This window comes from Paenibacillus sp. FSL H7-0350 (assembly GCF_038593195.1).
Taxonomy (GTDB): domain Bacteria; phylum Bacillota; class Bacilli; order Paenibacillales; family Paenibacillaceae; genus Paenibacillus_AQ.
The window spans coordinates 6,140,644-6,163,211 of sequence record NZ_CP151972.1 but is presented as its reverse complement, the minus strand read 5'-3'; the positions used below and the strand labels follow the sequence as shown (position 1 = coordinate 6,163,211).

Sequence of the window (22,568 nt, the reverse complement as noted above, 5' to 3'; positions counted from 1 at the left end):
TATAATGAGCATATTCCAAAGAATCACTACACTAACCAAGGCTGCTATTCATGAAGGACTGAACAAACTGGAAGATCCGATCCTGCTAACCGGTCAATACCTGCGGGACCTGGAGGACAAGATTGCTAATGCCGAAGGCAAACAGCGTGAACTCAAGGCAGCAGCCAGTGTGCTGGAGCGCCGGATCTATGAATACAAAGTGCTCGCAGAGCGCAGTGAAGCGGAAGCAGTCCAGTTCATGAGCGAGGGCAATGAACCTGCTGCCCGCTTGGCGGTAATGGCTAAGCTCCGCTACACGGAGAGCGAACAGGAATGCACCGCCGGGCTAAAAGAGACTCAGGCTACACTGGCCTCCCTTGAAGTACAGCTTAACAGTGTTAAGGAAGAACATACACGCCTCAAAGCCAAAAGAGCCGAACTGGCCGAACGTGCCCGCAAGGCCGCAGAGATCAAGCAAGCAGCCCAGGCTTACAGCACCGCTTCTCCGGCAGGCTATCCAGGCCAGGTGCTGAACAACGGCACAGCCTCACGCGGATTCGAACGGATGGAGGACAAAATCGCTATGCAGGAAGCAATGGCCGAGCAAGCCGGGCTGGCCGCAGCCGCTCATGACTCTTCCATGAACAGCGCGGTGGAAGCCGAGCTGGAACGCCTCCGTAACCGGAAGTAAGCTGACGGTATCGTCCGTAATACAAGAAGGATGCCTCCCTGGTCATAGGGATAGCATCCTTTTTCTAGTGCTGTTGAATCATCCTGTACGCCATCAACGTCTGCTGGAATGCATCTGATTCACACCTGCCCGGCCGGTTCAGTGGCCTTGGTGTAGCGGTTCTGCGGAATAGGCAAGCCGAGATTCCCCCGCAGGGTATCGCTTTCGTATTCGGTGCGGAACAGCCCGCGCTCTTGCAGAATCGGAACCACCTGATCAACAAATTCCTCCAAGCCGTGCGGTACGGCTGCGGCCAGCATGAAGCCGTCGGCGGCCCCGCCCTCAAACCAGGCCTGCAGCTGATCGGCCACCTGCTCGGGTGTACCGATGAAGCTGCTGCGGGGCGTAGCCGACTGCAAGGCAACCTGCCGCAGGGTTAAGCCCTGCTCTTTGGCATCCTTCTTGATTTTGTCCGTTCCGCTCTGGAAGCTGTTCCGGCCCAGATCGCCCAGATCCGGGAACGGCTCATCCAGCGGATACTGCGAGAAGTCATGATGCTCGAAGAACCGGCCCAGATAGTTCAGCGCATTCTCGACCGTTACCAGTCCGGCAACCTCCTGGTATTTGCGCTCCGCCTCCTCCGGGGTGGCCCCGAGAATCGGTGCTATCCCCGGGAAGATTAACACTTCATCGGGGGTGCGTCCGAACGAGGCTACCCGGCTTTTCACATCCTTATAGAATTCCTGCGCCGATTCCAGGGTATCATGTCCGGTGAAGATGGCATCTGCCACGCTTGAGGCATAATCCTTGCCGACCTCCGAGGAGCCTGCCTGGAAAATCACCGGCTGTCCCTGCTTCGAGCGGGCGATATTGAGCGGTCCCTTTACCGAGAAGAATTCCCCCTGGTGACCGAGCGTATGCAGCTTATCTTTATCGAAGAAGACGCCTGTCTCCTTGTTCCGTACAAAAGCATCATCCTCCCAGGAATCCCACAGCCCGCGTGCCACCTCCAGATATTCGGCGGCAATGCGGTAGCGCTTGCCATGATCGGGATGCTCCTTCTTGCTGTAATTCAGTGCAGAGCCTTCGAGCGGTGAAGTCACCACATTCCAGCCGGCCCGTCCTCCGCTAATCACATCGAGCGAGCCGAATTGCCGGGCTACCGTGAACGGTTCACTGTAAGAGGTGGACAGGGTCCCGACCAGACCAATCCGGCTGCTGACTGCCGCCAATGCACTAAGAATGGTCAGCGGCTCGAAGCGGTTCAGGAAATGAGGGATAGACTTCTCATTGACGAACAGACCGTCGGCAATGAAGATCAGGTCCAGCTTGCCTTCCTCCGCCTTGCGGACCCACTCCTTGTATAGCTCAAAGTTCACACTGGCATCGGGCTTCGCATCAGGATGGCGCCACATGGAGGTGCTTCCTCCCACTCCGTGCAATAAAGCCCCCAGCTTCAACTGTCTTGATTTCGTCATGTTCATTCCTCCTCGAATTGGTATTCAGTCCGCTTGGTTCCTCATGATAATATTCCTACAGAGCCGCTTGCTGCGATACTTGATTCGCTAGATTCGCTTGACCAGCCTGAGCTCCCCGCTTCACCCGTTCAATCTGGGCCAGATGATTCTGCACATGAGCGGTGAAGCTGCGGACAATATCGGTAATCCGCACCGGCTCGCCTTTGAAGTTAATCCCGCTTTTCTCCCATTCTGCGGGGCTCAGCCTTCCCAGCAGCAGCCTGTTGTAATGCAGCAGGCTGCGGAACAGCTCCAGGCTGTCTCCGGCCTGCCCCTGGTTACTATGCTGTCCGCTGACCCACGCATCCTGCTGGAATGCCGGGAGCTGCACCTTCGTATCCGCCAGAATATCACGGATACGGAAGGAGACCACAATGCTGTGATCCGCCAGATGGGCCAGCACCTCGGTCACGCTCCAGCTTGACGGCTCTGCCTTCCACCTCAGCTGTTCATCGGATAAGCCTTCCACCGCCTGGACCAATTGCCCATGCGTATTCAAGTAGCCGTCTAGCTCCACACTCACACTGCTCATTTATTGTCCCTCCATTGTTAGTTTTGATGGTTGCTGTTCAAGTCCGGCCGAGAAGCGCGACAACGCAAACGGAGCTATATTCTGCCGGGTATGTCCCTGCATAGCCAGATCCGCAAGAATCTCTCCGACCGCGCTGGAGAATTTGAAGCCATGGCCCGAGAAGCCTCCGGCCAACAGCACATGGCTGTGTGCCGGATGGCGGTCAATGATGAAATCCTCATCCGGTGTATGCTCATATTTGCAGACAGAACCCTTAAGCAGCTTCCCGGCAGCGCCGGGCATATAAGCTTCGAGCACGCGGCGCAGGTCGCCTTCATCACTCTCCCGGCTGCCGAAGGGGGCCAGCGGTTCACCCGGCTTCCACTCTTCGCCCGTGTCGTGGCGGCCGATCTTCAGCCCTGCCCCGCCGATAGCGGGGAAGCCGTAGAACCCGCCTTCCTCGGAACCGAGCGTGAAGCCGGGGAACTTCCCGGCATCGAAGGCCGGCGTACTCCCGAACCAGCCTACTACCTTGCGTACGGCTCTAATGGGCAGGCTGACGAAGGGCGACAATGAGCTGAACCAGGCACCGGCGCTGAGAATAGCAGCGGCTCCATGGTAATCTCCCTGCTTCGTATGGACTGTGACACTCCCTGCACGGGCCGTCACCTTCAGCACAGGTGTATTCGTCAGCAGCTCCGCTCCATGAGCAAGCGCAAGCTGCCGGTAGGCTGTAATGCACCGCTCACTGTAGAGATAACCGGCATCGGGCTCATACATGGCCTCAAATGCTTCCGGAAGGGTCAGGGCCGGCCAGCGGCGGCGGATCTCCGCCGCATCCAGCTGCTCCGCCCGGACCTTCCGTTTCCGCGCCTCCTTATGGCGTCCGGCGAAGGAATAGAACCTGCTGTCTGCCAGATTGAGCACGCCGGACGGAGCTAGCAGCTCCAGGCCGCTCTCTGCCTCCGCCTCTTCCCACAGCACCTGGGCACGGAGCGCCAGGTCAATATAGGCCGGATCGCCGCTATAGGCATGCCGGATCAGCCGGGTATCCCCGTGATGGCTTCCTTCCGTATGCGGCGGATCGAAGGCATCGATCAACAGTGTCTTCACCCCGCGCCGGGCCAGATGATAACCTGCGCTCATCCCCATAGAGCCTGCGCCGACAATAATGACATCATAATCAGAATGCTCCGTTATGATCTGCACCCCTCTCCGCCGCCAGATGTTCAAGCACACGGACCGCCAGATCGCTGAAGAACCCTGCGCCTACCGGCAGCGCCGCTTCATCCAGTTCGAAGGCGGGATGATGCCATTCCCGGCTGCCGGCTGTGCCGGTGAAGACGAACAAACCGGGAACCGCCTGCTGATAGAAGGCGAAGTCCTCCCCGGCCGGAGACGGCACCGGCTGCACGGCGGTATAGCCCAGATTCGCTGCCGTCTCTTCGCCAAGCCGGGCAAGCAGCGCATCGTTGATGACCGGCGGCGGCCCGCCGATCCAGCGCACGCTGGCTTCAGCTCCAAGTGCAGCAGCCACACCTCTGACCACCTCCTCGAACCGCTTCAGCACCCTGCCGCGCACCGCTTCATCGAAGGAACGGATCGTCCCCTCCAGCACTGCCGTGTCCGGGATGATGTTCCACGAATTGCCGCTGTGGATCTGCGTAACGCTGATTACTGCGCTATCCAGGCTGCCCACATTCCGGCTGACGATGGACTGCAGCGCCGTTACAATATGCGAGGCGGCTACAATAGGATCGATCCCGGCCTCCGGCACGGCCGCATGGGAGCCGAAGCCCCGGATACGGACCGCGAAGCCGTCTGCGGCCGCCATCAGCGGGCCGGCCTTGATGCCAATGGTGCCCACAGGCAGATCCGGCTTATTATGCATGCCGATCACGGCACGGACCTGATCCAGCCCTCCGGCTGCGATGATCTGCTGCGCTCCCTTCGCCTTCTCCTCGGCGGGCTGGAACAACAAGCGCACCGTTCCCTTCAGGCTGCTCTCCTGCGCCTTGAGCTGATACACAGCTCCAAGCAGCGCTGCCGTATGGAAGTCATGCCCGCAGGCATGCATTCTGCCCGGATACAGCGAGGTATACGGCAGCCCGGTCTCTTCCTGGATCGGCAAGGCGTCAATGTCTGCCCGCAGTGCAATCACCGGCCCGCCCTGTTGACCGCTGATCTCAGCAATGACCCCGGTCTTCAGCCTGTAATCTGTAATCTTCACCCCCGCCTGATTCAGCAGCGATGTGATGTATGCAGTAGTCTCAACCTCTTCCCCGGACAGCTCCGGGTGCCGGTGCAGATGACGCCTGATCTCAACCAGACGCTCATTGAACGCCAGTGAATGCACTGCCTGGTCAGCGGATTCTGCGGCTGTACTGGTCATAAGGAAGCCCCTGCAATAGCCCCGGCCAGCGCCTCACTCAGCAGCTCGAAGGAACGCTGCCGCTTGCCGAAGGGCTGTATATTCGTAGTGACGATGAACTCCTCTACACCGGAAGCTTCAGCTAACGCCAGCAACTGCTCACGTACGGTCTCCTTCGTCCCTTTGGTAATCTCAGGCTCCCGCTCCTCCAGCGTGTACGCTTCCTCACTCTGGCGGGTGAACTCCTCGGCCTGCTCCCGGCTGGCCAGAGTCAGGGTCTTGCCGCTGGCGAAGCGGATGCGGATCAGCTTATGCGCTCCGGCCAATTCTACGGCCTCCTCTTCCGTATCGGCCACGATGACAGCCAGCGCAATAATCACCTGCGGCTCCTGCCCTCCGCTGCTATTGAAGCCGCTGCGGTAAGCCCGCACCGCCTCTAGAGCAACAGCCTGATCGCCGCCGATGAATAATGAGAACACATACGGCAGGCCCAGGCTGGCTGCGATCTCGGCGCTGGCGACACTGGCGCCAAGCACATGCAGCTCCGGCGGGATGCCGGGGAGCGGGCCTGCCTTCAGCCCGTGCAGAGGATGCTTCGCCTCCAGCCGGTTATGCACATACTTTTCCAGCTCCACAATCTTGTCCGTTAACGAAGCAGCTTCTCCGCCGCCCTGCTGCAATGCCTGCGTGCTACGCGGCAGGCCGCCGGGAGCGCGTCCTACACCTAAGTCCACCCGTCCCGGGGCCAACGAAGCCAGCACGTTGAAATTCTCAGCCACCTTGTAGGGGCTGTAGTGCTGAAGCATAATCCCGCCGGAGCCGATGCGGATACGCTCCGTTTTGGCCAGCAGGTGCGAGATCAGCACTTCAGGAGAAGATCCGGCTACCTGCTCGGAATCATGATGCTCGGATACCCAGAAGCGGCGGAAGCCGAGGCGTTCCGATAGCTGTGCCAGGCTGATCGTATGCGCAAAAGCCTCTTCCGGTGTCTCCCCCGGATAAATCGGGCTTTGGTCGAGTACGCTGATTGTAATTGCCATAGATATGCCTCCTAGATGGAATAGTTCAGCTCCGGCGTAATCCGCTTCAAGAACTGCTTCGTTCGTTCTTCACGCGGATGGTTGAATACCTCCGTGGGCGTGCCCTCCTCGACGATCACTCCGCCGTCCATGAACACCACATGATTCGCCACATCGCGGGCGAATCCCATTTCATGGGTCACCACAATCATCGTGATGCCTTCCTTGGCGATCTTGCGGATTACCGCAAGCACTTCACCTACCAGCTCCGGGTCAAGTGCTGAGGTCGGTTCATCGAAGAGAATGACCTCCGGCTCCAGGGCAAGCGCCCGGGCAATCCCGACCCGCTGCTGCTGGCCGCCGGAGAGCTGGCTCGGATAGGCATCCAGCTTCGCACCGAGTCCCACCTTCTCCAGCAGGGCGATGCTCTTCTCTCTCGCTGCCTCCTTCGGCAGCTTCTTGACGATCAGCAGGCCTTCCATCACATTCTCCAGCGCGGTTTTGTGCCGGAACAGATTATACTGCTGGAAGACCATAGCGGTCTTTTGCCGGAGCTGGTGGATATCCTTCTTACGGGCGTGCCGGAAGTCCAGCTTGAAGTCCCCGATGGAGATTTCGCCGCTGCTGGGCTTCTCCAGAACATTCACGCAGCGCAGCAGGGTTGTTTTGCCGGAGCCGCTGGGACCGAGAATGACGACCACCTCCCCCTTGGACACCTCCAGATCAATATGGTTCAGCACCTGATGGCGCCCGAACGACTTCGATAGCTGCGATAGCTTAATCATGCGACTCCCCCCCGGTTATATAGATTAATCCGTTTCTCGATCAGGGCTGTTGCCCGCTCAATCAGGAACGTCAGTCCCCAGAAGATCAGCGCCGCCGCCAGGTAAGCCTCGAAGAACTTCCAGTTGGTTGAAGCGACAATCTGCGCCTGGGCATTGATGTCCACCACCGATACGGTAAAAGCCAGCGTAGACCCGTGCAGCATCCCGATCACGGAATTCGACAGATTGGGCAGGCTCGCCGCCAGCGCCTGGGGGAACACAATCCGCCGCAGCGCCTGGGGCGTGCTCATTCCGATGGAATGGGCTGCTTCGAGCTGACCGCGGTCCACCGCCAGCAGACCGGAACGCACCACCTCGGACATATAGGCCCCTGCCGTAATGGAGAAGGAGATATAGGCAAAGCCGATCATCGGGATCGATGCAGAGCGGAAGCTCCAGCCGAACTGTGCAGCCAGCCCGTCGATGATCATCGGCAGCCCGAAATAAATCAGCAGCAGATGCGTCAGCATCGGGGTGCCGCGGATGAATGTGACATACCCTACGGCCAGCGGATACAGCCCGGGGACTCTATAAATCCGGGTCAGAGCCACGACCGTACCAATCACGAAGCCTGCCAACACGGACACAACCGTGATATACAGCGTCGTAGGAATGGCTCCCAGAATTTGCAGAAACGCCGTCCAGATAAACGATGGGTCCAGCTTCATAACGTACCGCCTCCTTTACCCGCTCCCATATCCGCGACGATTGTGCGGTAAGACGCTTTTCGCTGCAGAGTGAACCGCTTCTTGGCCGGGCTGTCCTGGGCTTCATGCCTGAGCAGACGTTTCTCCGCAACCAGCAGCAGCCTCTCAATACACAAACTGATCACAAGATAGATAAGGGCAAGCGCAATATAAGTCTCAATGAAATGCTGGGTCGCGCTGCCCAGGGTCTGAGCCTTGCCCGTCATCTCCATCACCCCAAGCGTGAACGCCAGCGAAGTATCCTTCATCAGCGCTATGACCAGGTTCGAGAAGACGGGAATCGCAATGCCCAGCGCCTGCGGCAGCACAATACGGGTAAAAGCCTGATAAGAGGTCATCCCCGTAGCGTAAGCCGCTTCCACCTGGCCTTTATCTACTGCTATAACTGAAGCGCGGATCATCTCCGATATGAAGGCCCCGGTATGCAGACCGTAGGTCAGAATTACGAACACCAGCACCGGAGTCCGCGTCATATCCAGATTCACCAGCTTCAGCACCTCAGGCAGACCGTAATAGAACAGGAATAATTGAATCAGAATCGGCGTCCCTCTGAAAAAGGAAATGTACACCTCAGCGCAGGTCTTCAGGACCGGCACCTTATATAGGCGGGGAAGCGCAATGATAAATCCGACAATCATCCCTGCGAGCAGCGAGCAGGCTACGATTAGCAGTGTGGTGCTCAGCGTAGTCAGCAGCTTGGGCAGGAACGAGAAGACAAAACCTAGATCAAACGGTGCACCCATCCTGCACCTCCTTTCAGAGCTGTACGCGCCTCGCGCATTATTGAACTGATGAGGTAGTGACGTCCGCCCCCAGCCACTGTGTGCTTATTTTGCCAAGCGTGCCGTCTGTCTTCAGTTCCTTGACCACTCCGTCAATGGCCTCCGACAGCTTCTGTGAAGGGGCATCATCCTTGCGCAGCACATACAGAATATCAGCAGAGGACAGCTCGGGACCCACCGCCTGCAGCTTGCTCTGCGGGTCGATGATCGGCAATACGAAATCCGCAGCAAGGGTAGCATCTACCCGGCCTGAATCAATCTGGCTGACCGTATCGTTGGCGGCACCGTTCTGATAGACAATTTTGATCGAATCCGCACCGTGCTCCTTGTTATAGTTCTCAAGAATTTGCGCTTGCGCGCTGGTGGCGCCGGTCAGTACCTTCTTCCCCTTCAGATCGTCCAGTGTCTGGATTGAGGTATTCCCTTTGGCTACAACGATGCGGTTTCTCCAGTGGGCATAAGCTTCCTTGTTAAAAGCGTACTTCTGCTCCCGCTCTGGGTTCTTCTCCATGACATGGGCTACCAGGTCAATCTTCTTCGTCTCCAGACTCAGCAGCAGATTGCTGAAATCCATCGTCTGGAATTCGAACTCATACTCCGGCAGGCGATTGTCAATCTCCTTCAGCAGCTCCACATCGAACCCGGTCAGCTTGCCGTTCTCATCAATGAAGCAGACGTTGGGAAAAGCTGTCCCGGTGCCGACTATAATCTTGGTCACCTTAGCCGGATCGGCGGCTGCAGCCGTGGACTTCGCACTATTCTGAGGGGCGGCCTCTGCGGCCTTGCCGCTACTTACGCTATTATTATTGCCGCAGCCAGCGATCAGCAGCGTTAGTACCAGTGTGGATGCGAACGATATTGTCTTGTTCATGTCTCAAACCCCTTTTCAATTTAGATAATCCCTATCTGTTTAGTGGTGATTATATGCAATTAACTTTATCACTGCACGCTGCCATGCGCTAATAGAGTTTCTTAATATGGTTATTCAAGAAGTCAATTCAGCTTACTCAGCGTCCCCGTCCCCAGCTCCAGCAGGGTGTTCAGGAATTCCGCGTTCTCTCCGTTCAGCGAGATCAGACTAGTCCGCAGGGAGATGCCTTCGGTTTCCGTGATATCCACCCTTACCAGCGTCCCCGCCTCTACTTCCTCCTGCACACTCAAGGCTGGAAGGAAGCAGATTCCCGCTTGCTTCAGCACCAGCTTCTTGGCAGTCTCCAGGTTATCCACCTGATAGACAATGCCCGGCGGACGCTCCATACTCTCGAATACCCGATGCAGACGCATCCAGTCCAGCGAGCCGCATTCGAAGAATACGAGGGTCTGCTCAGAGATCTCCCGGATCGAAGCACGGCCCTTGCGGGCCAGCGGATGACCGGCGTACACATACAGCGAGATGGGGTCTTCACAGAAAGGAAAGGACTGGATGGCCGGATTCACAACCTTGCGGATAAAAGCGAGATCGATCTCCTTCGCCTTCAGCTTCTCAATCAACACTTCGGTGGGAGCGGTAGTCAGCTTCATTCGGATGTGCGGATACCGCTGCTTCAAATGGAGCAGGAGATGGGGCATCAGATAATTGGAGACGGATACCGTACTGCCGATTCTCAGCTCGCCGGGGATTTGGCCTTTGGATTGGATCTGATGCCTGCCGTTCTGATAGACCTGCAGAATTTGCTGCGCATAGGGGAGGAACTGGCGGCCTTTATCCGTCAGGTTAATCTGCTTGCCCAGCCGGTCGAATACCTTGCAGTCCAGTTCCCGTTCCAGCGACTGGATACGGGCAGTCACTGTCGGCTGTGAGATATAGAGCACCTCTGCCGCTTTATTGAAGCTTCCATAGTGGTTAATGTAGACAAAAGCCTCAATGTTTTCGATATTCAAGCATAGTCCCCCTCTGCATCAATAATTACATTATTCCTATCGTTTAACAATGAATTTAATTAATCTTATGCAGAGGCTATTTTTTTGTCAACTGACGGAATAGCCGAAACCATCCTATTGATCACAATTTCAGATAGAACTTTTCTATGGATTAATCGAAATCATTAAATTCCACTTATGCTCATCGGATTTGTGTATTATAATAACGCCACATCCCTTTACCGGACAGGAGGCACCAGATGAATCACTCAACAGAACTTGTAATCCGTGAAGCCGCAGCTTCCGACCGCGGAGCCATTGCCGGGGTCTTGCTCGAAGCTTACAGCGAATATGCAGCCGTGCTGCCCGAGCCGTTCTGGGCGGAGTACCGGGATTCTATTCTCGGCTCAGTTCATGGCGATGCACCGGTTTTCCGGATTGTAGCGGAGCTGGACGGACAAATTGTAGGAAGCGTACTGCTGTTCACCTCCTCAGAGGCTGCTTACGGCAGGCCGGAGCTGGATATCCATACGCCGATCATCCGTCTGCTGGCTGTATCTCCGGCGGTCCGGGCGCGCGGGGTGGCCAGACTTCTAATCCAAGAAGCCGCAGAAAGGGCCATTGCGCTGGGGGCAGCCAGTCTGAACCTGCACACTTCGGATATGATGGCCTCTGCGATTAGGCTGTATGAGAGACTCGGCTTCAAGCGGGCTTATGAGACGGATCTGAAGAACGGGGATACTCTGGTCAAAGGCTATCGTCTGGAGCTGCCGGTCTCCGCCGATCCACAGGTGGAACCAACCTCTAAGGCCAGGGTAACCGGCTAAGCTGCCCTTTTCTTACGGCGATAACCAATTCAGCGGAGCGCTCTAGGGCTCCGCTTCGGGTTTGTTTCGGGTGCCGCTTGGGGTCTTGCTTGGGGTGCCGCTGTGGCTGGTAAATTCCAAAAATCCTGCCCACAAGACAACAATCTTCTCATCATTTGGACCAAAACTCTAAATTGTTGTATAAAAGTCAGCTTTCTTGCTCCTCCGGGCGGCTTAACGGGACAATTCTTATATTTGTTGCAACATTCCCCTTAGACGCCCAAATATCCTCGAATCAAAGCTGCAATACGTACAACATTACTGGCGTTGCTGTGCAATCCGCCCGCAGTAGGGAGGCAAACACAGTTTACCTTGAATGCTGCTAAAGAGCGGAGGTTCTAGGGTTCCCTACGAATGCTGCTACAGAGTAAAGGCTACACGCTTCCCTGCGAATTCTGCTATAGAGCGGAACCTCTGCGTTTCCTGCGAATTCTGCTATAGAGCGAAGGCTGCTACTTAGCAGAGGCTATGTGCCTCCCCGCGAATGCTGCTACAGAATCCCCTTCGCCTTCGCAGCCTTCAGCCATTGCGGGAATTCATTCAACAGCTGGTCATACAGTTCCTCGTCGGATACGTCCTCGATGCGGTCCAGGTGCATGAAGCTGGCGTTATCCACCAGTCGGCCGTTCATCGTGTCGAGCTGCTTCAGCACCTCGAAGTCAGAGTCGCCGATGCCTACAAACTGCCAGAAGATTGGAAGAGAAGAGGCTGCCAAAATGACCTTGCGGGTCAGCTTCACAACCCCGCCGTCATTGATGAAGATAATGAACACAGGCGTCGTGTCCGGCTCCTCCTTCGTGTATTTCTGGATGACATCCTGCATCACCGGCGGTTCATTATTGCGTCCGAACTTATGAATCGCATCATTATTCGCAATATGGGTGAAGACATAGCTGCCAAGCTCCCGTTCGGTAACCGGCGGAAGTCTGCTGAATTCCGTATCGTAGACCCATACATCCAGCGAGCCGTTATCGTCGAACTTGCTGGCTACCGCGAGGATGCTTTCCACCACTTCCTGCACCACGCCTCTGGCATAGAGACTACGCATGGAGCCGGTGATGTCCAGCACAATCCCCACCCTTGCGGTGACACCGGTGAGCTGTTTTTTGACTAGGGTGAGCTCCACGATCTTTTTGCGCAGATTAATCGAAGACAACACATTCACCGGAAGCTCCGGCTCGGGCTGCAGAATTACCTCTGGGGTCTGCTCCACTACTTCAGGCGTCCGCTCCACTAACCGAGCTGTCCGCTCCACTACCTCAGCTGCCTGCCCCATTCCCTCAGATGTTTGCTCCACTACCTCAGTTTCCCGCTCTACCACCTCAGCCGCCGCTGCGGCTTCGTTCCCGGATTCCTGTTCCACCTCAAGCCCGTAGCTGCTGCACAGTGCCGCGAGTCCCCCATTATACCCGCTCCCGATTGCGCTGAACTTCCACTCTCCCTGATGGCGGTACAGCTCCCCGGCTACAACGGCAGTCTCCTCCGACAGATCCGCTCCATACTCGAAGCGGTGCAGTTCTTCCCCAGTTCTGCGGTCAGTCAGTGTCAGCTGCAAGTCGGACAGCTCCTTCATCCGCTGGTTTCGCTGCTCCCCCTCATAGATCGTCAGGGTCAGCGCAATGCGGGCATAATGCAGAGGTATTTTCGCTAACGAAATGGACAGGCTCGCCCCGTTCTCCCCCTCCGCAGCATGAGCTATGGCCCCATCCCTGGAGACCGGATTGCCATAGAATATAAAGTCCTCATCCCGTTCACACCGGTTCTGATCCGACAACAGAAAGGCTGCTGCATCGACGCCTATTCCGCTATGGTGTGTATTCCAGCCGAGCTGGACCTTTATGTCGCTTACATCTCTTCCTTTGGTGAGTTCGGCCTTTTGACCTTTTGAAAGCTGCAAATCCTTCATCTCCTCTTCATAGCAGTCTATTCCAGAAGTTCATAGATAAGGTATACCCCATTGTGGCAGCCTTGCACAACCTGAACAGATTGTATTTCCGCCTTTGCTCCTATAATATGGAGGTATTAGATGATAGATAGGGGCTTTACCTGATGAATTTCACTGCGATAGATTTTGAGACTGCCAATTCCGGCCGCTCCAGCGCCTGTGCCCTGGGGCTTGTTCAGGTCCGCGATGGTATCGTTACAGCAGAACATAACTGGCTGATAGACCCGCAGCAACCGTTCGACGGGATGAATATTGCCATTCATGGCATTACACCTTCGATGGTCAGAGGCCAGCCTACCTTCGAGGAGCTGTGGCCTACGGTAGAGCCGCTGCTGCAAGGGGAGATTGTGATCGCGCATAATGCCGCCTTCGATATGAGTGTGCTGCGCTACTGCCTGGACGACTACTCTCTCTGCTATCCCGGCTTTCAATATTTATGTACCTACCTGCTCGGCAAAAAAATGCTCCAGGACCTCCCCTCCCATAAGCTGAATGTCATCTCGGCGCATTTCGGCATCCGGCTGAAGCACCATGATGCTCTGGAGGATGCCAGAGCTTCTGCACTGATTCTCCTGAAATTGATGGAGCAGTGGCAGCAGTTCGATCCGCTGCTGTTAGCCGGCAGCCAGGGCTATAAGGCCGGGATGATGTATGACGGCGGGTATACGCCATTCAAAGCAGCGCCCAAGAAGGCCGCGAAAAAGCCGGCGGCCGGGAAGAAGGCAGCCGCTAAGACCGCGGTTGCTGCAAGCCCGGGCTTGCAAGTTAGCGGAACGGTAGCCGGGCAGGCACAAGGTGAAGCGCCAGCAGCTTCACTTGACCAGCTTCCGGCCGCAGCACCTCCAGCCGCCGGTGCTGCGGCTGTCCCTACACTGGTTCGGGGGCAGCGCGTCGATATCGGCGGCAAGCTCAGCGCTTCCAGACTCCTTGCGGCTGTGGAGTGGGATGCATCGGCTTTGCACACGGAAGTGAGCCAGCCGGAGACTGCTGCCTTTCTGCTTCGGGAGAGCGGACGCTGTGAGCAGGAGCGGGAGCTTATTTTTTATGGGAATATGGAAGACCCCAGCGGCTCCGTCTTCTCCTCGAAGCCTGCTGCGCATATGGGGCATCTTTATCTTCAGTTAAGCAATCTGCCTACAGCCATTACACGGATTGCGCTGGCCTTCACCGTTCCGGAGTTCAGCGGTAACAGGCATCCGGGCCCGATCTGGAACGCTTCCGTATCACTGATTGATTCCCGGACGGGAGTCAGGCTGGCGGTGTTCCCCTTCAGCCGGAATGTTATGCCAGGCATGTCCGTTGTTATCGGCGAGTTCTACCGTTATAAGGATAAGTGGAGATTCGCTGCAATTGGCGAGGGGTTCCCGGGCGGACTCCGTGCCCTATGCAGCCATTACGGTCTTACGGTGGAGGCCGATGGCCCTGCAGAGAAGGCTGCGGCTGAGTCCGCCGCCGCAGCGGAGGCTGAAGGTCCTAAATAAAGCAATCCCCCCAAACCGCAACTACGGGATGGGGGGATTGCTTTATTTTCAGCGATACAAGGGTCTCAGTCGTTATAACTTCAGCCGGTAGACGGCCTTATTCTCCAGTCCTCTAATGAACGGCGTCCATTCCTCCGTCTCCGGCGTAGTATCCAGAGCGTCCTCCACCATCTGCAGCTTGGCATCCATCGCATCAATATGATGCAGGGCAACCGCTTCAGCCGTCTGCGGCTGGACTGGGCTTCCCCACTCCCCAAGATTATGATGGGACAATACAAGATGCTGAAGCGCCATGACCTTCTCGGATTCCAGATCAATTCCGGTGCGGATGGCCGCTTCTGTAATCCAGCTTGAAGCCATTGAGATATGTCCAATCAGCTTTCCGTGCACGCTGTAGTCCGACACAATGCCGTACTGCGAGATCATCTCTTCAGGCTTGGCAATATCATGGAGGATGATGCCCGCTCTCATCAGATCAGGATTCAGGAACGGGCGCTGCTTGCACAAGAAATCCCCAATCTCCAGCATACGTACCATGTGATAAGCAAGCCCGGCGAAATACGCATGATGGTGGGTCTTGGCAGCCGGATAATGCATCAGCTTCTCTTCCACCTTACCGACACAAAAGTTCACAATCGCTGCAATCTCCGGATCAGCAATACTAGCCATTTCGTTCTTGATCGTATGGACCAGGTCCACAGGACGCACCGGGGCCGAGCGGATGAAGTCGGTCAGCGATACCCCGTCGGATTCATTGACCAGTCTGAGCTTGGTGATTTTGACCTGGAGCTTCTCGCGGTACGTATGGGCCATTCCCCGGACCTTCACCAGCGCCATCGGGAAAAAAGTCTCCTTATCCGTCACGCTGACGTCCCAGTATTTCGCCGAAATCTGACCACTGGCATCACCTAGTACAATATCGAAGTAATCCTTGGGAGGAGTCCCGTTCGTCTGTTTCAGCACCAGTTCTCTAAGCAGATAGAAGCCGGTGAATTCATCCTGCGGGGCTAGCTGTTTGATTAATGTCATTGTGAAGCCTCCTATGACTTACAGGCCTGGGCCTGCTGGGTATATTAGTGTGTATATTAGAGGTTTGACACTCCCTTCCCAAATCCCTTTAAATTACTATACGATTGGCATTTCTATTTATGTCCACACCTGAAAAAAGGGCTGTCTCGGCGGCCATTTGCATGACCTTGGACAACCCTTAATAAATAGATTCTTTTATTTGCCGGCAGATTCAAGCGCTGCTTTGATCGCTTCTACCGCTTTGGCGGAGATGGCTTTCTGGGCATCATTCGCTCCGAAGGCTGCTGCACGGTACCCGTACTTATGCAGTCCCTTGCCGTTCGAGGTATTCTCGATCTCGTATTTCACAAGCAGTTCATCATCCGTCAGATTATATCTTACTTTACCCTTATCATCCAGGTAGTACACAGCCATAGTTACAGGCACATTATACTTAGTAGTAACCATGACATTTACAGTTTTATCCACACTTGCGCCGATGAAAATACCATCGAAATACGCAGCCTTATCCGTTTCCGTAACTTCCGCTTTACCATAAGCTCTGTCAACGGCTGCCTTCAGCGCATTGCTGCTGCTGGTAGCGCCGGATACCGCATCTACATCCTGAGCGCCTTCTCTTGTACCTGCGGCCAGGAAGCTGGCGGTCAGCACCGGAATAGCTTTTTGCACCTCAGCGTAAGCGGCTTTGCCCAGATCGACCATGTTCATGCCTACACGGGACAGAGCAACGTTTACGATCTTGCCGTTGCGCAGTGTAACATCTGCTTTGTTCGTGCCTTTGTCATACGCATCACCATAAGCGGTGAAGGTGCCGTCTTTATAAGTGCCTTGTACTTTGGACGCATTAGTCAAAGCATCCGTCAGTGCTGCCTTCGCTGCAGCCGACAGGGCTTCCTGTCCGGCGATATCTGGAGCCTGCACGCCGCTTGCGAGCAGTCCGGCGGTCAGCTTGTCGACCAATGATTTCTGTTCTTCCGTACGTTTGTCATCTGCAATCAGCTTACCGTCTGCGCCGAACAGGCTCAGCTTGATGCCTGTTACCTGATCAGCATCGATATCCACCAGCAGCATAACCTTGGACTGATTATCCACACCGGCAAATTTGCCGTCGAAGGTTTGACCTTCATCCGGAGTCTTCAAGGCTTTCTCAAAAGCGCGCTCTACGGCCTGGTTCCAGCCATGGCTGCTCTCCGTAGCACCGGAGATTCCATCTACCTTCTCATTATAGTTAGCGATGTAAGATCCGTTAGCCAGCAGTTTGGCAGTCATCGGAGCATTCGCCTTCACAACCTCTGCATAGGCGGTTGCACCTCTGTCGATCAGGTTGCTGCCAAGTCTGAACAGCTTCACATCTACCAGCTTACCGTTACGGATCACAACATCTGCTCTCTCCACGCCTACACTTCTTGCTGTACCGTAGGAAGAGTAGAATCCGTCAACATAAGCAGCCTTGTTGTTGATGCTGGCATTCTGTTCGGCATCCCAGAAGGCGTTCACTGCGGCTTTGGTCTCTGCCTCGAAGCCGGCTACCGGCTGCGCACTGGCACCTTTGGCGAGCAGTGCAGGAGTGATTGCGGCAATCGCTGCGGTCTGTTCAGCCGTATATGTCTTCTCATCCACGAAATCTCCGGTAGCGCTCAGCGGATACAATTTAACCGCAGTCAGCTTGTTTGCTTCATAAGTAGCAAACACTGCATATTTGGCCTCAGGGTCTACACCCATGTGGACTCCATTGAAATAAGTGGCATCAGCCGCTTGGTGCGCAAGCGATCGCTCAAAAGCTCTGTCTACGGACAGCTTCCAGCCATTGCTCGTGCGGGTTGCGCCGGATACAGCATCAACCGCAGCTGCGCCGTCTCTGGTTTTGCCCATCAGTCTGTCTTTCATCAGACCGTAGGCTGCCCACACGCCGCTGTAATTCTCACGGGCATTGCGGTCGATGATCTTCGGGCTGGTTCTGAGCAGCTCGATATCGGCAATCTTGCCGTCTTTAATCGTTACCTTCGCACCCTCTGTACCTTTGGAATACGCATCTCCGTAGGCTACATATACTCCATCCTGATATACATCCTTGTGCACAGTAACTGGTGTTGCTGTTGCTACAGGCTTCGCGGTTGCTGCTGGCTTTGCAGTTGCCTTGGCGGATGCCGCCGGTGCAGTGGTCGCTGCCGGCTTAGCTGTTGCTGCGGGTGCAGTGGTCGCCTTCGGAGTGGCTGCCGGTTTGGCTGTCGCCTTCGGAGTGGCTGCCGGTTTGGCTGTTGCCTTCGGAGTGGCTGCCGGTTTGGCTGTTGCCTTCGGAGTTGGCGCCGGTTTGGCTGTTGCCTTCGGAGCTGGTTTAGCAGTCGCTGCCGGCGCTTCTTCCGAGGCTGCTGAAACCGCATCCACCTTCAGGTTCAAAGCCGGTGCGTTAATCGTGTAGGCTAATGGCGCGAGCAGCAAGGCTGCGCTTACAGTCAAAGAAATTAATTTTTTCAAATGCGTATTCTCCTTTATTATCCCCAGTAGTATGTAGCGTTTTCAAATCGTTTTGGTCCATTCATTTCCTTCTGATTACGAAGAGCAGCCAACTCTTCCTGAACGTCACCCACTCCTTCCTTCATTCCTGCTCGGCCCAGCCCGTGTAAGAAAAGATTCATCTATATATACAATCTTTCAAAAGGTGAAACAATTCACATAATGGAGTGAATTAATTCACATAAGTGGACTTCAAGCTGCTGGTGAATATTTCTGGCTTGATGGTAACAAAATTGAAACTCTTTTCTCTGTGTAGAAAATCACACACCCTATAAGAAACATCACTTTTTTGCAATAACACAAAATATATATTTCTTACACCTCTCATAATCTCCCATATCCTCCTTCATATGATAGCCGTGCGATATACTATATTGTGTGGTTGTGCTTGAATATGATATTTTTAAACGATGTCATGTTCATGGAAAGGAGGAACAGCTGCTCATGAATCAGTCGTGTATAGGCGTTATTCTTGCTCAGATCGGAACCCCTGACGCCCCGAGCGCCAAGGCGGTCCGCCCTTATCTGAAGCGGTTTCTGTCCGACCGCAGAATCATTGATTATCATCCGCTGCTCTGGCAGCCGCTGCTGCGCGGCATTATTCTGCGCACCCGTCCGCGCCGGTCCGCGAAGCTGTATCAGGAGATCTGGATGGAAGAGGGTTCGCCTCTGCTCGTCCACTCCAGAGCACAGCAGGCTGCGCTCCAGGCACTGCTGGGCAGCAGCTATCAAGTCGAGCTGGGGCTTGCTTACAGCACACCCGGCATGGCTGAAGCCTTCCGCAAGCTGGAGGCTTCGGGAGTGACCCGCATCATAGTCCTTCCGTTATTCCCGCAGTATTCCTCGACAACGACCGCTTCCGTCTATGAAGCTGCAAGCTTTGCCGCTCTGGGACGACATAGCCGCTACGGGCAGGTATCCAAGCGCTTCGTACCTGCGCTGCGGTTCGTAGAAGCCTACCATGATGCACACGGCTATATCGCAGCGATGCAATCCTTATTACAGCGGCAAATCCGCGCCATGAGTGAAGACCCGGACTATTATGTCCTGTCCTTCCACGGCATTCCCCGCCGTTATGCCGAGACCGGAGATCCCTATCCGCAGCAATGCCAGGAGACAGGCCGTCTGCTCGCAGAAGCTATGGGCTGGACCCCGGAACGCTGGCAGCTCTCCTTCCAGTCCCGTTTCGGGCCGGAGACCTGGGTAGGGCCGTCGACTGCGGACACGCTGAAGGAGCTTCACGGACGCGGAATCCGGCGGCCGCTTATTTTCTCTCCTGGACTAGTCACAGACTGCCTCGAAACGCTGCATGAGCTGGCCGTAGAAGGCCGGGAGCTCTTCGCCATGGGCGGCGGAAATGCTGAGATGCTGGAGGTAGCCCCTTGCCTGAACGACACGGAAGAGTGGATCAGCTTTCTCGCAGAGCTGGTAGACTGCTCGGCCCAGGGCTGGCTGTCTTCCGCCGAATGAAGACAAAAACGCCCGGTCTCAGGGATGCTATCATCCTGTGAGCCGGGCGCGTTTTATTTTAATAGTACGACTATTGAAGAGTGAGCTGTTTATATTTGGCAGTCAGTTCCTCGAACCACTGCTTATCCTGCAAAGTCAGCGCAAAATCGATCAATTCAGCAATTTCATCAGGCTGCAGATCCGGAGAATCCTTGAAGCTGATCTCAGCCGAAGCCGAAGCTGTTCCCTCCGAGTCCTCCGCAAAATCATAGGAGAACATCAGCTTGATGTCACTTTCCAGAAACTCATTGCGCAGGAAGTAGAGCACCTCGCACATCAGAACAGGTCTGACATGGTTCTCGAACACACACTCCATGACCTTAGCCCAATAATGCTGGTTGCTGAGATGCAGCTTATCATTGGTCAGCAGATACTGCTCACCCTGATAGTCATTGACAAATTTCAGTTCAACCGGCTCCATTTTAAAAATACTGGTAATTTGCTTCCTTGTGATATTCAAGATGTCGCGCGTTTCTAATCTCATCATTCTCATGCACCCCGTTCCTCAGGTTTGGACTCTCTGTATATGCTGAATTTTCATGATTCGACAATAATTTTAACTAATTTAAAAGTATTATCGTCTTTTCCGCACCTATTGTTAATGCTTTTTCATTAAAAACTTAAAATTTTCTGTTTCACGCTGTGAAAAATCGGTTAATTAATATATTTTTTATGCACACAGACGAGGACATAATGGTGCAGGATATGGAGTATGAATTACGGCGACGCTTCGGAGCACGCTCCGCAAACGGAATGTTGTTCCAATCGCTCTTGTATCCAGATTTTTCTCATTCCCCTAATCGGTGAAAATCCGGATACAAAGGCGACCGCTCCGCTTCTCCACAATCATTCCGCCCGCTCCGCTGTTTAAGAGTAGGAGTATCAAACCTAATACATAGCATTGTTGGACATCTTGCAGGAACTCCCTACAAATGCTACTGGCTGCGGAGCATGGAGCCATACGTCATCGCAGCAGCACTGATTGTATTCGGTATTTCATATAATTTAAGCAACAAAAAAAGCCACCCAGTCTGCAATAGACTGAATGGCCCAGTAGCCCAATATTAGAATAAAAGTGTGCCTTCCCCTTAGCTAACGAACAACGGTACCAATTGAATACCCTCTTCGGGGGAGATCCGCACCAGGCCTTTATCGGAAATCCGCAGTGCGGGGATAACCGCCAGGGCCAGCAGAGACAGGGTCATAAAAGCATAGTTCAGCGTACACCCCGCATCATATAGCGCTTTGCTGATGGCAGCGGATTGCGCGGCGGCAATCTCAAACGGCTCTGCCGACATCAGTCCGGCAATCGCCAGCGGGAACAAGGTGGTTCCGGCAGCGGTAATCACCGCAACACCGCCCTGCGCTTCCGCCACGGCGGCAGCCGCCTGCGCCATCAGTCCATCATCATTGCCGATGACCAGCACATTATGGCTGTCATGAGCTACGGTCATCGCTATGGCCGCAGGCTCGCGGAAGCCGATGCCCTGTACAACCCCGACGGATTTGTTGCCGGTTCCCTTGTGCCGCTCCAGAACAGCGATTTTGCACAGACCGTCTTGCACCACCAGCTCCGATCCAGCTATTGGCAGGCTCATGATCAGCTCGCCGGTCTCCACATGGTTCTCAATGACTTGGATGACCCGCGTGGCCAGAACACCTTCCTCAATCGGCGCATGAATCACAAAGTCTGCGGGAACCGGAGGCTGCTGCAGATGCACAGAGGCCAGCACTTCATCCGGGTAGGTGTACGGGCTCAGCTCAGCCGTCATGCTGCCGTTCTCAGCCACAACAACGCCAGCTGCAATCGTCATGACCACATGAACATCGGCCAGATTACCGTCCAGCAGAATGATATCCGCGCAGGAGCCAGGCGTGATAGAGCCGATATCGCGGGCTACACCGAAGCGCTCGGCGGTGTTGATCGTTGCCATCTGAAAAGCCGTGACCGGCTTCACCCCCTGGGAGATCGCATGGCGTACGACAAAATCCATATGCCCCTCATCGCGCAGTGATTCGGAGCTGCGGTCATCCGTCACCAGCATCATCCGGCGCGGGTCCAACCCGTGCTCGGTATGCGCCGTGATGGTTTTGGCGACATCATGCCAGGCAGAGCCGCGGCGCATTTTGGCGTACATCCCCAGACGTACGCGTTCTATAACATCCTCAGCCGTCACACACTCATGATCCCCGGTCACCCCTGCTGCGGCATAGACCGGAAGTCTCCAGTCACTCGCCGGCCAGGTGAAATGCCCGTCAACATACCGTCCCGCACGCAGCGTGGCCTGGATCTCTCCGATCATCTTCTCATCGCCGTAGACCACTCCCGGGAAGTTCATGACTTCGCCGAGTGCGATCACATCCTCGCCCCAGGTGTAAGCCTCCGCTACTTCCTCCGGTCCGATCGACGCGCCGGTTGTCTCATATTCCGCACCCGCAGAAGGGACACAGGAAGCCACCTGCATATAAGCAGCCAGCGGCGTTCCCCGCATCTCGTCCAGCATCAGCTTAATTCCCTTAAGCCCGAACACGTTGGCAATCTCATGGGCATCGAAGAAGCCTCCGGTCGTCCCCAGCGGCAATACAGCGCGGGCGAATTCAGTCACCGTCAATTGAGTGCTCTCGATGTGGCAGTGTCCGTCAATCAGGCCGGGAGCAATGTATCTGCCCGCCGCATCAATAACCTGCGTTCTCTCCCCAATCGTATGGGAGACGTCCTTGCCGACGTAAGCAATGCGCCCGCCTTGTACAGCGACGGACATGCCGTCCAGAATCTCCCCGGAGCAGACATTGACCAGCTTGCCGCCTGTAATGACCAGTGTAGCCTTCTGGTCTCCCCGGGCTGTAGCTACTAGCTCTGGTACGCAGTCAGCCAATGGTTGTCGTGTATAAGTCATCATGTGCACTCCCTTCCAGTTATCTATTTAGAAAAAACGGCCCTGACACCCCTCCAGGGGCGCAAGCCGTCACTTAAAGAAATCGCA

At 55.2% G+C, this 22,568-nt stretch carries 19 protein-coding genes and 1 pseudogene; 4 read left to right on the top strand and 16 right to left on the bottom strand.

From position 1 onward, the window contains the following. Window positions 1-4: 4 nt before the first annotated feature. Entirely contained in the window at window positions 5-670 is a 666-nt protein-coding gene (locus NYE24_RS27845) for a PspA/IM30 family protein (protein WP_342477161.1), read from the top strand. Between the two features lie 119 nt (window positions 671-789). Here the strand turns inward: NYE24_RS27845 and NYE24_RS27840 are convergent, their stop codons facing one another. From NYE24_RS27840 to NYE24_RS27795, 10 genes are all read right to left on the bottom strand, one after another. Beyond that, a complete protein-coding gene (locus NYE24_RS27840; RefSeq protein WP_342477160.1) occupies window positions 790-2,127 on the bottom strand; it encodes an LLM class flavin-dependent oxidoreductase in 1,338 nt (445 codons plus the stop codon). 55 nt (window positions 2,128-2,182) lie between these two features. Beyond that, window positions 2,183-2,698 carry a DinB family protein gene (locus tag NYE24_RS27835; protein ID WP_342477159.1) on the bottom strand — a complete coding sequence of 172 codons (516 nt, stop codon included), beginning with the start codon at window positions 2,696-2,698 and terminating at the stop codon, window positions 2,183-2,185. Beyond that, window positions 2,699-3,877: an N-methyl-L-tryptophan oxidase gene (gene solA, locus NYE24_RS27830; RefSeq protein ID WP_342479310.1), complete on the bottom strand. Its 1,179-nt coding sequence runs from the start codon at window positions 3,875-3,877 to the stop codon at window positions 2,699-2,701. Next, the gene (locus tag NYE24_RS27825; protein WP_342477158.1) at window positions 3,861-5,069 is read right to left on the bottom strand and encodes an amidohydrolase; all 1,209 of its coding nucleotides are present in this window, start codon (window positions 5,067-5,069) and stop codon (window positions 3,861-3,863) included. The genes solA and NYE24_RS27825 overlap by 17 nt, the downstream gene beginning before the upstream one ends. Continuing rightward, the gene (locus NYE24_RS27820) at window positions 5,066-6,088 is read right to left on the bottom strand and encodes an LLM class flavin-dependent oxidoreductase (protein ID WP_036691110.1); all 1,023 of its coding nucleotides are present in this window, start codon (window positions 6,086-6,088) and stop codon (window positions 5,066-5,068) included. Before NYE24_RS27820 ends, NYE24_RS27825 begins: the two co-directional genes overlap by 4 nt. 11 nt (window positions 6,089-6,099) lie before the next feature. Then, window positions 6,100-6,852, bottom strand: coding sequence for an amino acid ABC transporter ATP-binding protein (locus NYE24_RS27815; protein ID WP_341019437.1), 753 nt, complete (start codon window positions 6,850-6,852; stop codon window positions 6,100-6,102). Then, window positions 6,849-7,559, bottom strand: a complete 711-nt coding sequence (locus NYE24_RS27810) for an amino acid ABC transporter permease (protein ID WP_342477157.1) — start codon at window positions 7,557-7,559, stop codon at window positions 6,849-6,851. The genes NYE24_RS27815 and NYE24_RS27810 overlap by 4 nt, the downstream gene beginning before the upstream one ends. After that, entirely contained in the window at window positions 7,556-8,341 is a 786-nt protein-coding gene (locus NYE24_RS27805) for an amino acid ABC transporter permease (RefSeq protein ID WP_342477156.1), read from the bottom strand. The genes NYE24_RS27810 and NYE24_RS27805 overlap by 4 nt, the downstream gene beginning before the upstream one ends. A 37-nt stretch (window positions 8,342-8,378) precedes the next feature. Further along, window positions 8,379-9,251 carry a transporter substrate-binding domain-containing protein gene (locus NYE24_RS27800; RefSeq protein ID WP_036691117.1) on the bottom strand — a complete coding sequence of 291 codons (873 nt, stop codon included), beginning with the start codon at window positions 9,249-9,251 and terminating at the stop codon, window positions 8,379-8,381. 122 nt (window positions 9,252-9,373) lie between these two features. After that, entirely contained in the window at window positions 9,374-10,261 is an 888-nt protein-coding gene (locus NYE24_RS27795; protein ID WP_036691118.1) for a LysR family transcriptional regulator, read from the bottom strand. A gap of 239 nt (window positions 10,262-10,500) precedes the next feature. On the opposite strand from NYE24_RS27795, the gene NYE24_RS27790 reads away from it, so the two are divergent. Next, on the top strand, window positions 10,501-11,067 hold the full coding sequence (locus NYE24_RS27790) for a GNAT family N-acetyltransferase (protein ID WP_342477155.1): 567 nt from the start codon (window positions 10,501-10,503) through the stop codon (window positions 11,065-11,067). A gap of 529 nt (window positions 11,068-11,596) precedes the next feature. Here the strand turns inward: NYE24_RS27790 and NYE24_RS27785 are convergent. Continuing rightward, window positions 11,597-12,262, bottom strand: a complete 666-nt coding sequence (locus NYE24_RS27785) for a VWA domain-containing protein (protein ID WP_342479309.1) — start codon at window positions 12,260-12,262, stop codon at window positions 11,597-11,599. Between the two features lie 228 nt (window positions 12,263-12,490). Then, a pseudogene (locus NYE24_RS27780) lies at window positions 12,491-13,012 on the bottom strand (TerD family protein); the annotation flags it as partial. Window positions 13,013-13,155: 143 nt separating this feature from the next. Here NYE24_RS27780 and NYE24_RS27775 point away from each other — a divergent pair. Beyond that, window positions 13,156-14,532, top strand: a complete 1,377-nt coding sequence (locus NYE24_RS27775; protein ID WP_342477154.1) for a TerD family protein — start codon at window positions 13,156-13,158, stop codon at window positions 14,530-14,532. 72 nt (window positions 14,533-14,604) lie between these two features. On the opposite strand, the gene NYE24_RS27770 is transcribed toward NYE24_RS27775, so the two are convergent. Both NYE24_RS27770 and NYE24_RS27765 read right to left on the bottom strand, forming a co-directional pair. Then, on the bottom strand, window positions 14,605-15,561 hold the full coding sequence (locus tag NYE24_RS27770; protein WP_036691120.1) for an HD domain-containing protein: 957 nt from the start codon (window positions 15,559-15,561) through the stop codon (window positions 14,605-14,607). A 195-nt stretch (window positions 15,562-15,756) separates the two neighbouring features. Next, on the bottom strand, window positions 15,757-18,036 hold the full coding sequence (locus tag NYE24_RS27765; RefSeq protein WP_342477153.1) for an FMN-binding protein: 2,280 nt from the start codon (window positions 18,034-18,036) through the stop codon (window positions 15,757-15,759). Window positions 18,037-18,519: 483 nt separating this feature from the next. Between NYE24_RS27765 and hemH the strand changes: the two genes are divergently transcribed. Continuing rightward, window positions 18,520-19,545, top strand: coding sequence for a ferrochelatase (hemH, locus tag NYE24_RS27760; RefSeq protein WP_036691123.1), 1,026 nt, complete (start codon window positions 18,520-18,522; stop codon window positions 19,543-19,545). Window positions 19,546-19,615: 70 nt separating this feature from the next. Here the strand turns inward: hemH and NYE24_RS27755 are convergent, their stop codons facing one another. Together NYE24_RS27755 and NYE24_RS27750 are read right to left on the bottom strand one after the other, a co-directional pair. Further along, a complete protein-coding gene (locus tag NYE24_RS27755) occupies window positions 19,616-20,071 on the bottom strand; it encodes an IDEAL domain-containing protein (RefSeq protein WP_036691179.1) in 456 nt (151 codons plus the stop codon). A gap of 601 nt (window positions 20,072-20,672) precedes the next feature. Then, window positions 20,673-22,481: an adenine deaminase C-terminal domain-containing protein gene (locus tag NYE24_RS27750; protein ID WP_342479308.1), complete on the bottom strand. Its 1,809-nt coding sequence runs from the start codon at window positions 22,479-22,481 to the stop codon at window positions 20,673-20,675. Between the last annotated feature and the right edge of the window lie 87 nt (window positions 22,482-22,568).

Bases quoted from the DNA above. Each gene is read 5' to 3' on its own strand.
- NYE24_RS27845 (WP_342477161.1), top strand. From the start codon at position 5: ATGAGCATATTCCAAAGAATCACTACACTAACCAAGGCTGCTATTCAT.
- NYE24_RS27840 (WP_342477160.1), bottom strand. From the start codon at position 2,127: ATGACGAAATCAAGACAGTTGAAGCTGGGGGCTTTATTGCACGGAGTG.
- NYE24_RS27835 (WP_342477159.1), bottom strand. From the start codon at position 2,698: ATGAGCAGTGTGAGTGTGGAGCTAGACGGCTACTTGAATACGCATGGG.
- NYE24_RS27825 (WP_342477158.1), bottom strand. From the start codon at position 5,069: ATGACCAGTACAGCCGCAGAATCCGCTGACCAGGCAGTGCATTCACTG.
- NYE24_RS27820 (WP_036691110.1), bottom strand. From the start codon at position 6,088: ATGGCAATTACAATCAGCGTACTCGACCAAAGCCCGATTTATCCGGGG.
- NYE24_RS27815 (WP_341019437.1), bottom strand. From the start codon at position 6,852: ATGATTAAGCTATCGCAGCTATCGAAGTCGTTCGGGCGCCATCAGGTG.
- NYE24_RS27810 (WP_342477157.1), bottom strand. From the start codon at position 7,559: ATGAAGCTGGACCCATCGTTTATCTGGACGGCGTTTCTGCAAATTCTG.
- NYE24_RS27805 (WP_342477156.1), bottom strand. From the start codon at position 8,341: ATGGGTGCACCGTTTGATCTAGGTTTTGTCTTCTCGTTCCTGCCCAAG.
- NYE24_RS27800 (WP_036691117.1), bottom strand. From the start codon at position 9,251: ATGAACAAGACAATATCGTTCGCATCCACACTGGTACTAACGCTGCTG.
- NYE24_RS27790 (WP_342477155.1), top strand. From the start codon at position 10,501: ATGAATCACTCAACAGAACTTGTAATCCGTGAAGCCGCAGCTTCCGAC.
- NYE24_RS27775 (WP_342477154.1), top strand. From the start codon at position 13,156: ATGAATTTCACTGCGATAGATTTTGAGACTGCCAATTCCGGCCGCTCC.
- NYE24_RS27770 (WP_036691120.1), bottom strand. From the start codon at position 15,561: ATGACATTAATCAAACAGCTAGCCCCGCAGGATGAATTCACCGGCTTC.
- hemH (WP_036691123.1), top strand. From the start codon at position 18,520: ATGAATCAGTCGTGTATAGGCGTTATTCTTGCTCAGATCGGAACCCCT.
- NYE24_RS27755 (WP_036691179.1), bottom strand. From the start codon at position 20,071: ATGATGAGATTAGAAACGCGCGACATCTTGAATATCACAAGGAAGCAA.
- NYE24_RS27750 (WP_342479308.1), bottom strand. From the start codon at position 22,481: ATGACTTATACACGACAACCATTGGCTGACTGCGTACCAGAGCTAGTA.